The following is a 15,830-nucleotide window of genomic DNA, read 5'->3' on the forward strand; positions in this document are numbered from 1 at the left end:
ATGGTGGCGCGGGTTCGCACGGTTGCTTTCCAGGGCATCGAGGCCGTACCGGTCGATGTCCAGGTGATGATCGCGCCGGGCAAGGTCGGCATGCAGATCGTCGGGCTGGCCGACAAGGCGGTGGCCGAAAGCCGCGAGCGCGTGCAGGCGGCACTGCATGCGTCGGGGCTGTCGATGCCGTCGAAGAAGGTGACGGTCAACCTGGCGCCTGCCGATCTTCCCAAGGAAGGGAGCCATTACGACCTGCCGATCGCGCTCGGCCTGATGGCTGCACTCGGCGCCATTCCGGGCGACATGCTGGCCTCCTATGTCGTGCTCGGAGAATTGTCGCTCGACGGCACCATTGCCACGGTCGCCGGCGCGCTGCCGGCGGCGATCGGCGCCAATGCCGAGGGAAAGGGCCTGATCTGCCCGTTCGGCTGCGGGCCGGAAGCGGCCTGGGCGGGCAAGGATTTCGACATATTGGCGCCGCGCAGCCTGATTGCCATCGCCAATCATTTTCGCGGCACGCAGGTGCTGTCGCGGCCCGAGCCCGGCATCCATGTCTCGGCCCGCGACCTGCCCGACCTTTCAGACATCAAGGGCCAGGAAAGCGCCAAGCGGGCGCTGGAAGTGGCGGCGGCCGGCGGCCACAATCTGTTGATGGTCGGGCCTCCCGGCTCGGGAAAATCGATGCTGGCGCAGAGGCTGCCTTCAATTCTGCCGCCACTGGCGCCCAAGGAACTTCTTGAAGTCTCGATGATCGCCTCGGTGGCCGGCGAGCTCGGCGAAGGCAAGCTCACCGACCGGCGGCCGTTCCGCGCCCCGCACCATTCGGCTTCGATGGCGGCAATGGTCGGCGGCGGCATCAGGGCGCGGCCGGGCGAAGTATCGCTTGCCCATAACGGCGTGCTGTTCCTCGACGAGTTTCCCGAATTCACGCCGCAGACCTTGGATGCGCTGCGCCAGCCACTGGAGACCGGCGACTGCATGATCGCGCGCGCCAACCACCGCGTCACCTATCCAGCGCGCATCCAGCTGGTGGCGGCGATGAACCCGTGCCGTTGCGGCATGGCCGGCGAGCCCGGCTATCGCTGCCTGCGCGGTGAGCGCTGCCGCACCGACTACCAGGCGCGCATTTCCGGCCCGCTGCTCGACCGCATCGATCTCAGGATCGAGGTGCCTGCGGTTTCGGCCGCCGATCTGATCCGGCCGGATCGGGCGGAGAAAAGTGCCGCCGTTGCGCAGCGCGTCGCGCGCGCCCGCACCATCCAGCGCGAACGGTTCGAGCGGCTCGGCGTGACCAGCGCGACCACCAACGCGCATTGCTCGCCTTCTGTTATCGAGGACATCGCGATGCCGGATGCCGCCGGCCTGTCGCTGCTGAAAGACGCCAGCGAGAAACTCGGCTTTTCCGCGCGCGCCTATCACCGCGTGCTCAAAGTGGCGCGCACACTGGCTGACCTCGACGCCAGCGAAACCGTCGGCCGAATTCACCTGGCCGAGGCGATTTCCTACCGCATGATGTCGGAGCGGGTAGCGCAGGCGGCGTAACGCTCCTCCTTGAGGGGAAGGTGGCCCCGAAGCGGCAGGGTGGGGGTCGCCGAAGAATGGTCGATCTTTTTGGAGCCGAGCCGAGAAGGGGCCTCTGCAATGACATTGCTTGTAGTGTCGTCCGAAGGGAGTCGCCGCACTTCACGCAGGACCCCACCCGGCCCTTCGGGCCACCCTCCCCTCGAGGGGGAGGGAAACGCAGGCGCTAATTCGCCCGCTCTTTCGCCTTCAGCTCCAGCCTCCGCGCGTGCAGCACCGGCTCCGTATAGCCGTTCGGCTGTTCGCGGCCTCTAAACACCAGGTCGCAGGCGGCCTGGAAGGCTATGGAATTGTCGAAATCGGCGGCCATCGGGCGGTAGAGCGGGTCGCCGACATTTTGGAGGTCGACGATCGCTGCCATGCGCCGCAGCGAATCCATCACCTGGATCTGCGAGCACACCTTGTGGTGCAGCCAGTTGGCGATGTGCTGCGAGGAGATGCGCAGCGTGGCGCGGTCTTCCATCAGGCCGACATCGTTGATGTCGGGCACTTTCGAGCAGCCGACGCCCTGGTCGATCCAGCGCACGACATAGCCCAGAATGCCTTGCGCATTGTTGTCGAGCTCGCGCTGGATCTCGTCGGGGGTCCAGTTCGGCCGCACCGCCACCGGCACCGACAATATATCATCGAGCTTCGCCTTCGGCCGGCTCTTCAGCGCCGCTTGGACGGCGTGGACATCGACCTTGTGATAGTGCGTGGCGTGCAGCGTCGCCGCTGTCGGCGACGGCACCCAGGCGGTGTTGGCGCCGGCCTTGGGATGCGCGATCTTCTGTTCCAGCATCGCCGCCATCAGATCCGGCATCGCCCACATGCCCTTGCCGATCTGGGCATGACCGGCGAGCCCGCATTCGAGCCCGATGTCGACATTCCACGCCTCATAGGCGGAGATCCAGGCGGCCTGCTTCATGTCGCCCTTGCGGATCATCGGCCCGGCTTCCATCGAGGTGTGGATCTCGTCGCCGGTGCGGTCGAGGAAGCCGGTGTTGATGAACACGACGCGCTCCTTCGCCGCGCGGATCGCCTCCTTGAGGTTGACGGTGGTGCGCCGCTCCTCGTCCATGATGCCCATCTTGATGGTGTTTGCCGCCATACCGAGCAGCGCTTCGACGCGGTCGAAAATCTCGACTGCGAAGGCGACTTCCTCCGGCCCATGCATCTTCGGCTTCACCACATACATTGAGCCCGCGCGGGAATTCATCCGACGCCCGTTGGCGCCGACATCGTGCAGCGCGATCAGCGCCGTCATCGCCGCATCCAAGATGCCTTCCGGCACCTCGTTGCCATCGCGGTCGAGGATGGCCGGATTGGTCATGAGGTGACCGACGTTTCGCACCAGCATCAGCGAGCGGCCAGGCAAGCTCAGCGCGCCACCACTGGGCGCGGTCCAGGCGCGGTCCGGATTGAGCTTGCGCGTGAAGGTTTTGCCGCCCTTGCTGATTTCCTCCGCCAGATCGCCCTTCATCAGGCCGAGCCAGTTGCGGTAGACGATGACCTTGTCCTCGGCATCCACCGCCGCGACCGAATCCTCGCAGTCCTGGATGGTGGTCAGCGCCGATTCCAGGATCACGTCGGCAATGCCGGCCGGGTCGGTGCGGCCGATCTGGTTGGTGCGGTCGATGAGGATCTCGATGTGCAGGCCGTTCTGGACCAGCAGGATGGCTTCCGGGTTGGCACCGTCGCCGCGATAGCCGGCAAATTGTTTCGGGTTGGCCAGCGTGGTGCCGCCGGCGCCAGCGCCGAGCCGCAAGGTGCCACCCGAAACCGTCAGCCCGTTCACGCCGGCCCATTTGCCCGAGGTGAGCGGCACGGACTCGTCCAGAAAACTCTTCGCCCAGGCAACCACCTTGGCGCCGCGCACGGGGTTGAAGCTTTTGCCCTTCTCGGCGCCACCGGTCTCGGCAATGGCGTCGGTTCCGTAGAGCGCATCGTAGAGCGAGCCCCAGCGAGCATTGGCGGCGTTGATCGCATAACGCGCATTCATCACCGGCACCACCAGCTGCGGCCCGGCAACGCTGGCGATCTCGGGGTCGACATTGTCGGTCGTCACGGAGAAGGCCGGCCCTTCGGGCACGAGATAGCCGATCTCACGCAAGAAGCTTTTGTAGGCCTCCATATCGATGGGCGCGCCATTGGCGCGGTGCCAGGCGTCGATCTGTTCCTGCATGGCGTCGCGTTTGGCCAACAACGCCCGGTTCTTCGGCGCGAGATCATGGACGATAGCCGAAAAGCCGTTCCAGAAGGCGTCGGCGGCAATGCCGGTACCCGGCAGCGCTTCGCCGACAAAGTCATGCAGTTCGCGGGCAATCCGCAATCCGGCGATCTCGACGCGATCGGTCATCAGGGCTTCTCCAGATGAAAGGCTTTGCGGCCTTTGGCATGTCAGGGGTGAAGGGTCAATTCAGCTTAGGGTGAAGGCGGGGAATTTGAAGCTGCTGATCTCTCCCCTCGTGGGGGAGATCACCTAAACCGCAATCCTCGGCCGACCCGATGCAACCGCCACCACATGCGCTTCGATAAACATCCGTTGGGCCTCAACCGTAGACACCTTGAACTCGGTCGAAACGTCGATCTCGGCATTATCCGTGCCGGCATCCTTCGCGCGCGCGGCTACGATCGCCCGCACATCAGCCTCCGCTGCCGCGATCGCCTCGGCCTCGTCCGTGAAGTCGCGCACCGTTTGCCCCGACGCCAAACGAAACAAACCTTCCCTGGGCTGGCTGACGCGGGCTTCGGCGGAGACGCGGACCTGGCCGACGACAGCGCCGAGCGCGTTGGCGACATCAGTATCCTCCGGCACCACGCACTCATTACCGACCAGCTCGGCCAAGCCGGCATAGTGCAGCGGCGCCGAGGCGCCGAGGCCAATGACCGGACGATCGAGCGCGACGCTGAGCCTTGCGATGCCGGGATGGGAATCGACGGCGCGCTGCACCAGCGCATGCGCGACGGTGGCGGCGCCATCCAGCCCATCCTCGGCAAAGGCTGTCTCCAGAATGTATTCGGCCGACCAGCGCGTGAGCGTCAGCAGCACGCGTTCGGAAATCACCTCCGGAGACGGCGCGATGTACTGGCCTCGCCCATCACGCTTGCGGGCAAACAGTTCGGCGCCGAGCCGGGCCGCAAGCGGGTCCCAGTTGGCCTGCTTGCCGAGCACATGGGCGGCGTCCGAGGGGGTGAAGCCCGAGATATGCACAAGACCGCGCGAGACCAGCCGGTTCAGCGTGGCGTTCTGGGCGTTCGAGGTGAGCAGCCTGTCGATGGCGAGCGGCACGGCACCAATCAGTTCATACAGTTTCGCCTCGGGCGCGGTCAGGCCGGCGGCGAGCCTGTCCGGCACGCCGGTGCGCAACGCAAAGCGGCCGTCCATGCGGCCGGGGTTGGGCGCCCTGAGCTGGCGCTCGAGCTCCGATGTCACGGAAACACCATGCATCATGCCGGCCAGCGCCAGTGGCACCAGGCGGCGCGGCCCGAGCAGGATCTTCGGGTTGAGCGCGCCATCTTCCAGCGCCACTTCGGAATCGCCGCCGAGGCCGAAGGTGCGCATGGCGACCGCCTCGACCATGGTGCGGAAGCCACCGACGGTGGCGCCTTCGGGGTCGAGCCGGGGCCGGCCACCATCGAGCACGGCGACATCGGTGGTGGTGCCGCCAATGTCGGACACCATGGCGTTGTCCAGGCCCGTCATGTGGCGGGCGCCGACCAGGCTGGCGGCCGGGCCGGAGAGGATGGTCTCGATCGGCCGCTGGCGGGCAAACGCCGCCGAAACCAGCGCGCCATCTCCGCGCACCACCATCAGGGGCGCTGCGATGTTGCGGGCTTCCAAAAATCCGTCGGTTGCCGCCACCAGCCGGTCGATCATCGAGATCAGCCTGGCGTTGAGCAAGGTGGTGAGCGCGCGACGCGGACCGCCGAGCTTGGCCGACAATTCATGGCTGGCGGTCACCGGCAGGCCGGTCTTTTCGCGGATGAGGTCGCGCGCGGCGAGTTCATGCGCCGGGTTGCGGGTGGCGAAATAGGCGCAGACGGCAAAGCCCGACACCGAGGCGCCGAGTTCAGGGAGTGCTGCTTCCAGCCCCGACAGATCGAGCTTGGCCGCATTGCCGTGCACGTCATGGCCGCCCGGACAAAACACCACCGGATCGGTGCCGAGCGCCGTCTTCAGCCCGTCGCGCGCAAGGTCGGCCCCGGTAAAGCCGATCATGATGAGCGCCACACGCCCACCCTGGCCCTCGACCAGCGCATTGGTGGCGAGCGTCGTCGACATCGACACGAGTTTGATAGCGGCCGGATCGGTGGCGGATTTTCCCAGCACCGCATCGACCGCGCCGGAAATGCCGACAGCAAGATCGTGCCGCGTGGTCAGCGCCTTGGCCTTGGCCAGCACCTTGCCTTTTGGCCCGCCTTGTTCCGACCACAGCACGGCATCGGTATAGGTGCCACCGGTGTCGATACCGAGAAACAGGGGTTTTGGCTTGGCGGTCATGTCTGGCGGTCCGGGATTCTGCTCCCCCGCCCTTAGCCGATACGGCCCAGCTGATAAAGGCGGGAGAGGTGGGCCAGTTTGACCCTCGTCGCCGCTCATGCCCGCCAAACTTTGTAACGGTCACATTTTTTCATTGGTGCGTGGCCTGCCTTTGCGTGCACCATGCGCCGATCTCATCCCTTTCAGGACTTCGCCATGACCACGCTTCCCGGGATCGCCGACATCCATGCCGCCGCCGCGCGGCTCTCCGGCCTGATCGCCGAAACGACCTTGATCGAATCGCTGGAACTCAACAAACGCTTCGGCGGCCGCATCCTGTTCAAGCCGGAGACGCTGCAGCGCACCGGCTCGTTCAAATTCCGCGGCGCCTACAACAAACTGTCTTCGCTGAGCGAAGAAGAGCGCAGCCGCGGCGTCGTCGCCTTCTCCTCAGGCAACCATGCTCAGGGCGTCGCCGCGGCGGCTGCCATGTTCGGCGTCAAGGCGGTCATTGCCATGCCGGCCGACGCGCCGGCGATGAAGATCGCCAATGTCCGCAAGATGGGCGCCGAAGTGGTGCCGTTCGACCGCTTTCGCGACGACCGCATGACGGTGGTGCGACCCTACATGGACAAGGGCATGGTGCTGGTGCCTCCTTTCGACGATCCGGCCATCATCGCCGGCCAGGGCACGATCGGTCTCGAACTGATGCGCCAGGCAAAAGCGCTCGGCGTCAGCCTCGATGCGGTCGTCATTCCCTGTGGAGGCGGCGGCCTGACGAGCGGCATTTCGATCGCCGTCAAGGATGCCTCGCCGGCCACAGCAGTCTGGGCCGTTGAGCCCGAGCATTTCGACGACACCCGCCGCTCGCTGATCGAGGGAAAAAGGGTTTCTAACGAGCCCGGCCACAGTTCGATCTGCGATGCCATCCTCACCGCAGAGCCCGGTGCCATCACCTTCGAGATCAACCGCAAGAACCTCGCCGGCGCCATCGCCGTCTCCGACAAGGCGGCCGCACAGGCGGTGCGCGACGCCATGGCCCATCTCAAGCTGGTGGTCGAACCCGGCGGCTGCGTGGCGCTGGCGGCGCTCTCGTCAGGCGAGATCGAACTGTCGGGCAAATGCGTCGCCGTCGTGCTGTCAGGCGGCAATGTCGATTTCACCACCTATGCCGAGATCATGGCCGCGGCCTGAGAACCGATATGGCAGACGCTGAGATAAGGGCGGCTCTCGATCGCCATTGGGCTGCCTCCGATGCCAATGATCTGGAGACGGAGCATCAGATCTATCGCGAGGACGCGGTGCTCGATTATCCGCAATCAGGCGAGCGCATCAGCGGACGGCACAACATCCAGTCGTCGCGCGCCACGCAGCCCAACCGGAAGCGCTTTGCCGTGCGGCGGATCACCGGGTCAGGCGACCTCTGGATCACCGAATATGTCCTGACCTATGACGGGATTCCGTCCTATACGGTGAGCATCATGGAGTTCGTCGATGGCTAGGTGGTTCGCGAGACCCAGTATTTCGGCGATCCGTTCGAGCCGGGGCAGTCGCGCGCGCAATGGGTCGAACGGATACCTTGAAACACGGCGGCGGTAGCATGACCGGCCACCATCCGCTCGATCGTGCCGAACTGCCTGATGATACGGCCGATCTCGCCCGCTATCTCATCGGCAAGCTCGTGGTGCGGGAGCTGCCGGAAGGCATCGTCAGCGGCCGTATCGTCGAGACCGAGGCCTATGTCACCGGCGACGCCGCCGGGCACGGCTATCGCGGCATGACGCCGCGCAACCGTTCGCTGTTCCTCGGGCCCGGACACGCCTACGTCTACCTCGCCTATGGGGTCTCCTGGATGCTCAATGTCTCGAGCGAGGGGCCGGGCACCGGCACCGGCGTGCTGATCCGGGCGCTGGAGCCGCTCGAAGGCATCGCCATCATGCGGCTGAACCGGGGCGTGGAGCGCCTGCGCGACCTGGCGCGCGGGCCGGGGCGGCTCGCCCAGGCATTGCGGATCGACCGTTCGCTGGACGGCCTCGATCTGTGCCGCCAAGGCCCGCTATGGCTGGCAGCCGACGAGCACGAGCCCGGCGACATCGGCCAAGGCATCCGCATCGGCATCACGAAGGATGCGGACCGCCCGCTGCGGTTCTATGTCAGGGGCAGTCCGTTCGTCAGCGGTCCGCCATCGCTCAATTCCTGAACGCTCAGTCGAGCGTGCGCCTGAACCGCACCAATGCGACGCCGGCAAACAGGGCCACGAACCCGACCAGCCAGGCGATCTCGCCCGCAACCGCCGGCAGTTCGGCGCCCTTCAGCATCACCGCGCGGGTGATGCGCAGAAAATGCGTCAGCGGAAAAATCTCGCCGAAGGTCTGCGCCCAGCCCGGCATGCCGCGATAGGGGAACATGAAGCCGGACAGCAGGATCGACGGCAAGAAGAAGAAGAAGGTCAGCTGCAGCGCCTGCATCTGCGTGCGGGCGATGGTCGAGATGGTGTAGCCAAGCAGCACCAGCGCCAGCACGAACACCAATACGGCTGTAAGCAGCAGCGACATCGAGCCGGTGAAAGGAATGGCGAACAGAAGCTTCGACGCCGCCAGCACCACCACCACCTGGACGCCGCCGACCACCAGATAGGGCAGCACCTTGCCCAGCATGATCTCGAACGGGCTGGACGGCATGGCGAGCAGGTTTTCCATAGTGCCGCGCTCGGTCTCGCGGGTCAGCGCGATCGAGGTCATCATCACCAGGGTCATCTGCAGGATGACGCCGAGCAGGCCGGGCACGATGTTGTATTGCGAGATGCCTTCCGGATTGTAGCGCTGGTGCACCACCACATCGAGCTGGCCCCTGGCGGCCTCACTCGCCGCCTCCTGCATGCCTTGCGCCCGAAGCAGCGCCTGGCTGGCCGCTTTGCTTAGCGTCGAGATGGCGCCGCTGGCGGCGGCCGGGTCGGTGGCGTCGGCCTCGATGAGTATCTGCGGATTGTCGCCGCGCTCCACCCGGCGGCCGAAATCGGCCGGGATGGTGACGACGAAGGCGACATCGCCGCGCGCCATCAGGAATTCGGCAGCCTCGGCACTTTGCGCAACATGGTCGAAGCGGTAGTAGCCGGTCGTCTGCAGGGCCGCGACAATGGCGCGGGTGTAGGGGTCGTTGCTGGTCGCCACCAGTGCGGCAGGCAGGCTTTTGGGATCGTTGTTGATGGCGTAGCCGAACAGCACCAGCTGCAAAAGCGGCACGCCCAGCATCATGGCGAAGGTGATGCGGTCGCGCCGCATCTGGATGAATTCCTTGATCAGCAGCGCACCGAGCCTGGCGAAGGAGAAGACGCTGTTCATGCCATATTGTCCTTCGAGCCGGACATGAACTGGATGAAGACGTCCTCGAGGCTGGTCTCGCCGGGTTTTACGCTGACGCCCTTGTGCTCCTTCTCGACATCGGCGAGCGCCTTTTCGAGCTTTGCCTTGTCGGAGCCGACGACATGCAGCGTCGCGCCGAACGGCGCCACCTGGTCGACGCCGGGCCGGTCCCTGAGTGCATCGGCGACCTGGTCGAGGCGCGGTCCCTGCAGCACGAAGGTGGTCAGACCGGCATTCGTCACCACCTCGTCCACCGTGCCGGTGGCCAGCATCTTGCCGTAGGAGATGTAGCTGATTCGGTGGCAGCGCTCGGCTTCGTCCATGTAGTGGGTGGACACCAGCACGGTCAGACCGCCGCTCGCCAGCCGGTGGATCTCGTCCCAGAATTCGCGCCGCGCCTTCGGATCGACGCCGGCGGTCGGCTCGTCGAGCAGCAGCAGCTTCGGCTTGTGCATGATGCAGGCGGCCAGTGCCAGCCGCTGCTTCCAGCCGCCCGACAGCGTGCCGGCGAGCTGGTTGCGGCGGCTCGTCAGGCCAAGCTCTTCCAGCGTTTTCGACACATGCTCCTCGACCGGCTTCAGCCGGTAGAGCCGCGCCACGAATTCGAGATTCTCGCCGATCGTCAAATCCTCGTAGAACGAGAATTTCTGCGTCATGTAGCCGACTTCGCGCTTGATGCGGAGCGACTCGGTGCGGATGTTGAAACCCAGCACCGTACCTTCGCCCTCGTCGGGCGTCAGCAGGCCGCACATGATGCGGATGGTCGTCGTCTTGCCGGACCCGTTGGGCCCGAGAAAGCCGACGATCTCGCCCTCTGCCACCGTCATCGTCACATGGTCGACGACAGTCTTGTCGCCGAAACGCTTGACCAGGCCATGAACGTCGATGGCGTTCATTTTGCGGAGGCCGCCAGCTCGACATCGACGATCTGTCCCGGCTGCAGCGCTTGCGCCTTGCCCTCAGGCCGCGCCTCGACGAGGTAGACCAGCTTCTGCCGGTTCTCGAGCGAGTAGATCACCGGCGGGGTGAATTCCGGGTCGGGCGAGACATAGCTGACGCGCGCCTTCACCTCCGGCCCGCAGCCGTCGCAATGGACGACAAGCAGCGTGCCGACCTTGATCGACGAGAACGCACTTTCCGGGACATAGACGCTGAGCTTTACCGCACCGTCCGGCAACATCGAAATGACAGGCGCGGTCGGACCAGCGGTGTCGCCGGGATTGCGGATGACGTCATTGATGCGGCCGGGCGAGGGTGCCGCCAGCACGCGCTTCGATAGCCGCCACTCAGCCTGTTCCAACGCCGACTGTGCCTGTTTGACCTGATTGTCTGCCGCCTTGATCGTTTCGGGACGCGCAGGCAGACCGCCGACGGCGAGGTTGGCCTGCGCCTGGCCGACCTGCGCATTGGCGGTCTCCAGCGTCGCGGCGGCGGTGTCGTAGTCGGCCTGCGTGCCGGCGCCGCGCTTGAACAGGTCGGCGGCGCGGTCGTATTTGCGCTTGGCATCCGTGGCCTGGGCCTTGGCCATGTCGACCTCGGCCTTCAGCACCGCGATCTCCTCCGGCCGCTTGCCGATCTGCAGGTCGGCCAGCTGCGCCTGCGCCTGGGCGAGCGCGGCCTCTGCCTGGGCGACGGCGATTTTTGCGTCGGCGCTTTCGAGAGTCACCACCGGCGTGCCTGATACAACACGGTCGCCGCGCTTGACCGCGACGGTCTCGACCTGCGCCACTTCGATCGGCGCCAGCAAGACATAGTCGCCCTCGACATAGCCGACGGCAAGCGGCGCTGCCGGCGCGCAGGCGCCGAACAGCTGGGCTGCGAGCGGCAGGGAACAGAGAAAACTCATCGCTTGCTCTCCTTGCGGGCGACCGGATTTCGGGCCGCCAGTATGGCGCCAAGATTGCTTGTGACCGCCGCCACCACCTTGGCGGCTTCGGTGTTACCGATCTCGCGCCAGCCCATACGACGCATCACTGCTTCGCGGCCGATGCGGAAATAGATGACCTGGCCGATCAGCGTGAAGACCACGAGCTTGGTGGCCTCGCTTTCGGCCGGCTCGCCCGTCGCCTGTTCCCAGATCTGGCAGAGGCGGCGATGCGTCGGTTCGAACACCCCGTCATAGATGCGGTCGAGGGCGGCCGTCGGATGCGACAACTCTCTAAGTACGAATTGTACGATATCGCCCGCCTCCGGCCGGGCGACGATAAATCCTACCATCCGCTCCAATGCGGTCGAGAGCTGCGCCCGCGCCGTCTCTGAACTGGCTTGGCCTTGCAGCTGCATGCCGCCGAGCGCCTGGCCGGCAACCGCCTGGATAGTCTCGACGATGTGGTCGGCGGCGGCCCCGCGGAGCCCTTCCTTGCCGCCGAAATGATAGGCGATGGAGCCGATGTTGGCCTTCGCCTCCGCCGCGATCTCGCGCGTCGAGGTGCCGTCGAAGCCCTGCCGCCCGAACAGTTTGAGCGCGGCCAGCACCAGTGCGGCGCGCGTCTGCTCGGCGGGCGATGTCTCCTGGCGGGGCATTTTGTCGGGCGCGGATTTGATCATGTCGGCGTGTTTAATCAATCGATTGATTAAAGTCAAATTGATTATCTACGGCCGCTTGCCATGTCGGGCCGCAGACGCTTTAGTGCGCGGCCATGGGCAAGGAAGTCGAACGCAAGTTCCTGGTCTCCACCGCCGAATGGCTAGAAATGGCCGAGGCGAATATACGCATTCGCCAGTTCTACCTTGCCGCAGCACCTGGCCGCACCGTGCGCGTGCGCATCAGCGACGGCAGTTCGGCGAAGCTGACGCTCAAATTCGGCAGCAAGATCCGCGAGCGTGACGAATACGAATATGAAATTCCACTGGCGGACGCAGAGGAGATGCTGGCCTTCGCCATCGGACATGTCATCGAGAAGACACGCCACCATGTTAGGCATCGCGGCTATCTCTACGAAGTCGATGTTTTCGGCGGGATTCTAGCCGGCCTTGTGGTGGCCGAACTGGAGACGCCGGAGGATGTACCTGACGAAATGCTGCCTGATTGGCTCGGCCGCGAAGTGACCGGCGAGCAGAGATTTTACAACGCGTCGCTCGCCCTAGAGCCGGATGATTTTAGGTCGGGTCGACCTAAAATCGGAATCCGGCTCTAAATCAAAAGAGATGGACCATGATGTCGTCCGAAAACCGCTTCACACTTTTCGGCATCATGCTCTAGGNAGAGCGCGCGCGCCTTGCTGCGGCTGGTCCGTTCCGGAAATGAAACATTCTGTCGGACTGAGAACCAATGCTACCGTCAGGTGGCGGCGCTGCTTGCCGGGCCGCGCGAGGCGACCGCGCTGGTCGAGACCGTCGACCGGCTGGCAGCCGCCTTTCCCGAGCAGGTTGCCGGCGGCGGCCTCGACAGCGTGCGCGACCGGCTGATTGCCCGCCAGCATGAAATGCATGCCGGCGCCGGCCTCGACGCCGCCATAGGCGGGGCCACCGCCGCCTGCGAGGAAGGCCTCATCAGGATAGAGCGGCTGCTGCTCCCCGATCTGCCTGAGCATGCAGCCGATGTGGTTGCGGAAGGCGCTCGCAAGACCTTGCGCCGTGCCAGGAAGGCGCTGGACCGGGCGGGATCGCGCGGCGAAGCAGAGGATTTCCACGATCTGCGCAAGGCTGCCAAGACCCACTCGATACATTTGTCGCTGCTCGGCCGGCTATGGCCGACGCCGATCAAGGTGCGGCGCAAGGCGGTCGACGAACTTGGCGAAGAACTCGGCGAACTGCACGACGTCTTCGTCATGCGCGTGCTGCTCGAGGCCGACGGTGAGCCGCTCGGCGATGCGCAGGACACAAGGCTTCTTGGCAAGCTTTTGAAGCGCTCGGAAAAAAGCCTAAAGAAGAGCTGCCTCGCCGGGTCGGCCGAACTGTTCGGCGACAGCCCCAAGCGCTCGACGAAGAAACTCGCCCGCAATGCGCGCGACGACCTCGCCGGCGCGGTATTGTCGGAAGAGGTCCCGGTCGGTTGATCATGGCCGAGGACGTCACCTCGTGCTAGTCACACTTTGCCATGACCGCGCCGCGCGATACGATTCTCGACCGCCTTGGCCGCTGGCTTGCCGGCCGGCTGCAGGACGAATCCTCGGGCTATGAGCCCTACACGCCGTCCGACGCCGAGACGTTGCGGCGCACGCTCGAACCCGGCGACATCCTGCTCATCGAAGGCAACCAGAAGATCTCCGCGGCCATCAAATACCTGACACAGTCGACCTGGTCGCATGCGGCCTTCTATATCGGCGATGCGTTGTCCGAACCGGAGGACGGATCGGAACGGCGTCGGCTGATCGAAGTCACGCTCGGCGAAGGCTGTGTCGCCGTGCCGCTGTCGCGCTACCGCACCTACAACACCCGTATCTGCCGGGCGAGCGGGCTGGCGCCGGAAGACCGCGACCATGTCGTCGCCTTCATGATCGGCAAGCTCGGCCTGAAATACGATCTCAAGAACATCTTCGACATGCTGCGCTTTTTCCTGCCGACGCCACCGGTGCCGGTGCGCTGGCGCCGCCGCATGCTGGCTTTCGGTTCCGGCGATCCGACGCGCGCCATTTGCTCGACGCTGATCGCCGAAGCCTATGGCGAGATCCGCTACCCAATCCTGCCCGAGATCACCCGCGCGCCCGGCCGCGCCTCGGCGCAGTCGAACTATTCGCGCCGCGAAATCCTGCACATCCGCCACCACTCGCTCTACACGCCGCGCGACTTCGACCTGTCACCATTCTTCCGCATCGTCAAACCGACGCTGGAATATGGTTTCGACTACCGGGCGGTGACCTGGGAGGACAAGGCAGGCACCGACGCCGCAGCCGCGAAGGCTGGCGCAATCGCCTCAGGCACGTGATGGCTTCGGCCTGAGTCATGAGGTGCAGGCGTCTCACATGGCGGCTGCATCACGCCGAAACCGCAATAGCGCCCTGGTTTTCGGCCCTGTGTTCGACCCAGACATGGACCGGTTCGTCCCGGCCGCGGATGCTAACCGGTCCATGATCGCGCGCATTCAACCGTGTCGTTGGCGATTCCGCCTTCGCGGCCTCAATCAGTCGTGACCCAAAGCAAATATTCGCCTGAAGTTCCCGGCAGAGCGCCTGCAAACGGCTGGCGACGTTGACGGTGTCGCCCACCACCGCGAAGGACAGGTTGCGCTCGCTGCCGACCGCGCCGAGGACGACGGCGCCATATTGTGCACCGATCCGAACGTCCAGCGGCGGATATCCCCTGGACACACGCTGGACATTCCAGTCTTCGATAGCGGCGATCATCGCTTCAGCGCACCGGATGGCCCGGGTTGCGTCGTCATGGCTGGCTTGCGGAACCCCGAAGGTCGCCATGATGCAATCGCCGATATAGTTGTCGACGGTGCCATGGTGGTCGAAAACGACCTGCTCCATGCGACGGTGGAACTGACGCAGTAGTTCGAACACTGCTTCGGCCGGATGATCCTCGGAATAGTGTGTGAAGCCGACGATGTCGGCGAACAGCACCGCGATATCCTGCCGGCGGACCGGACCGAAGGGCTCGTCATCCGAGGCGAGCTGGTCGACGACATTGGGCGAAAAATGCCGGGCGAGATTGGCGCGGGCGCGCTCCGCCTTGACATAGTCTTCCGACAGATGCCGGGAACGGGAGACGACCAGCGCCATGATCGCGCCGATAATCAGGACAACCAACACATTGGTCGCCTGCGCGAACGTATCGACGAAATTGGGGTTGAGATAGAGATTCAGTCGCTCTGTCATCGGCAGCGAATAGAGGTTCGTTGCCGGAATGACGGTTCCCGCATGAAAAACCACCCATCCCACCCCGATCGTCCACGTCAAGGCCGCGAGCGCGCCGAGATAGAGCGCCAATCGTGTCGAAAGGGTCAGCGCGCCAAGGCATACGAAAATCAGCAGGAATTTGAAGCTGCCCTCGCGCAGTTGCATCGCGGCCGGCGCGACCTCGAGGGAAAACGGGTTGGGCGTTACCAGCAGAACGGTCAACAGAATGATGTCCAGCGTACCGACGAGGTAACCGATCCACCATGGCGCGTTACGACGGCGCGCAAAGCGAAACTGGATCAGGCCGACGAGTTGGAACAGCGCGAGGCCCGCCAGCACGAAGAGCAGCGAGGCATCCCAGCGGCTGATCAATGAAAAGAAGCAGGAGATCACGGCGAGCGATGCCGTGCGCGCCCAGAACTGCAATGCAGCACCCTGGCGTTCTGCGCGCTCCCGCAAATTTTTCAGGCGCGAATAGCGGCGAAGTTCAAGTGTTGGCGCGGTCGGCATAGGATCACTTCGATTTTGCGGGGACGGTCACGCATTCGGCAAACCCGCCCCGTACAGTCTGGCAAATCAGCGCGCGAACTCTATCATGAATGTGGCTTCATTTTTGAAGCACCTCCGGACTGGAGCGCGACAAGCTCAGCC

General features: G+C 64.8%; 12 protein-coding genes and 2 pseudogenes. 7 read left to right on the plus strand and 7 right to left on the minus strand.

Annotation, left to right across the window (positions count from 1 at the left end):
• The gene (locus X733_RS146235) at positions 1 to 1,533 is read left to right on the plus strand and encodes a YifB family Mg chelatase-like AAA ATPase (protein WP_023819274.1); all 1,533 of its coding nucleotides are present in this window, start codon (positions 1 to 3) and stop codon (positions 1,531 to 1,533) included.
• A 205-nt stretch (positions 1,534 to 1,738) separates the two neighbouring features.
• Here the strand turns inward: X733_RS146235 and X733_RS146230 are convergent, their stop codons facing one another.
• Positions 1,739 to 3,910, minus strand: a complete 2,172-nt coding sequence (locus X733_RS146230) for a malate synthase G (protein ID WP_023819275.1) — start codon at positions 3,908 to 3,910, stop codon at positions 1,739 to 1,741.
• A gap of 123 nt (positions 3,911 to 4,033) precedes the next feature.
• Positions 4,034 to 6,055 carry a hydantoinase/oxoprolinase family protein gene (locus X733_RS146225; RefSeq protein WP_023752360.1) on the minus strand — a complete coding sequence of 674 codons (2,022 nt, stop codon included), beginning with the start codon at positions 6,053 to 6,055 and terminating at the stop codon, positions 4,034 to 4,036.
• A 195-nt stretch (positions 6,056 to 6,250) separates the two neighbouring features.
• Here X733_RS146225 and X733_RS146220 point away from each other — a divergent pair, with 195 nt between their 5' ends.
• The 3 genes and pseudogenes from X733_RS146220 (at position 6,251) to X733_RS146215 (ending at position 8,234) form a co-directional block, all read left to right on the plus strand.
• Positions 6,251 to 7,228, plus strand: coding sequence for a threonine/serine dehydratase (locus X733_RS146220; protein WP_023673293.1), 978 nt, complete (start codon positions 6,251 to 6,253; stop codon positions 7,226 to 7,228).
• 8 nt (positions 7,229 to 7,236) lie between these two features.
• Positions 7,237 to 7,617, plus strand: a pseudogene (locus X733_RS01000000166400) (nuclear transport factor 2 family protein).
• Positions 7,618 to 7,634: 17 nt separating this feature from the next.
• On the plus strand, positions 7,635 to 8,234 hold the full coding sequence (locus X733_RS146215; RefSeq protein ID WP_023681283.1) for a DNA-3-methyladenine glycosylase: 600 nt from the start codon (positions 7,635 to 7,637) through the stop codon (positions 8,232 to 8,234).
• 4 nt (positions 8,235 to 8,238) lie between these two features.
• Here the strand turns inward: X733_RS146215 and X733_RS146210 are convergent, their stop codons facing one another.
• From X733_RS146210 to X733_RS146195, 4 genes are read right to left on the minus strand one after another with little or no spacing between them, the layout of a single operon-like run.
• Positions 8,239 to 9,375 (minus strand): ABC transporter permease, encoded by a 1,137-nt coding sequence (locus tag X733_RS146210; RefSeq protein ID WP_023819276.1) that lies wholly within the window; start codon positions 9,373 to 9,375, stop codon positions 8,239 to 8,241.
• Complete coding sequence (locus X733_RS146205) at positions 9,372 to 10,292, minus strand: ABC transporter ATP-binding protein (protein ID WP_023673289.1); 921 nt, start codon at positions 10,290 to 10,292, stop codon at positions 9,372 to 9,374. The genes X733_RS146210 and X733_RS146205 overlap by 4 nt, the downstream gene beginning before the upstream one ends.
• On the minus strand, positions 10,289 to 11,242 hold the full coding sequence (locus tag X733_RS146200) for an HlyD family efflux transporter periplasmic adaptor subunit (protein ID WP_023739818.1): 954 nt from the start codon (positions 11,240 to 11,242) through the stop codon (positions 10,289 to 10,291). The genes X733_RS146205 and X733_RS146200 overlap by 4 nt, the downstream gene beginning before the upstream one ends.
• Positions 11,239 to 11,943 carry a CerR family C-terminal domain-containing protein gene (locus X733_RS146195; RefSeq protein ID WP_023739819.1) on the minus strand — a complete coding sequence of 235 codons (705 nt, stop codon included), beginning with the start codon at positions 11,941 to 11,943 and terminating at the stop codon, positions 11,239 to 11,241. The genes X733_RS146200 and X733_RS146195 overlap by 4 nt, the downstream gene beginning before the upstream one ends.
• A 92-nt stretch (positions 11,944 to 12,035) precedes the next feature.
• On the opposite strand from X733_RS146195, the gene X733_RS146190 reads away from it, so the two are divergent.
• From X733_RS146190 to X733_RS146180, 3 genes and pseudogenes are all read left to right on the plus strand, one after another.
• Positions 12,036 to 12,533 carry a CYTH domain-containing protein gene (locus X733_RS146190; RefSeq protein WP_023739820.1) on the plus strand — a complete coding sequence of 166 codons (498 nt, stop codon included), beginning with the start codon at positions 12,036 to 12,038 and terminating at the stop codon, positions 12,531 to 12,533.
• A 69-nt stretch (positions 12,534 to 12,602) separates the two neighbouring features.
• A pseudogene (locus X733_RS146185) lies at positions 12,603 to 13,394 on the plus strand (CHAD domain-containing protein); the annotation flags it as partial.
• 41 nt (positions 13,395 to 13,435) lie between these two features.
• Positions 13,436 to 14,263, plus strand: coding sequence for a hypothetical protein (locus X733_RS146180; RefSeq protein ID WP_023819278.1), 828 nt, complete (start codon positions 13,436 to 13,438; stop codon positions 14,261 to 14,263).
• A 49-nt stretch (positions 14,264 to 14,312) separates the two neighbouring features.
• On the opposite strand, the gene X733_RS146175 is transcribed toward X733_RS146180, so the two are convergent.
• Positions 14,313 to 15,689, minus strand: coding sequence for an adenylate/guanylate cyclase domain-containing protein (locus tag X733_RS146175; RefSeq protein ID WP_023819279.1), 1,377 nt, complete (start codon positions 15,687 to 15,689; stop codon positions 14,313 to 14,315).
• Positions 15,690 to 15,830 lie beyond the last annotated feature (141 nt).

It is taken from the genome of Mesorhizobium sp. L2C066B000, from assembly GCF_000502335.1.
Classification (GTDB): domain Bacteria; phylum Pseudomonadota; class Alphaproteobacteria; order Rhizobiales; family Rhizobiaceae; genus Mesorhizobium.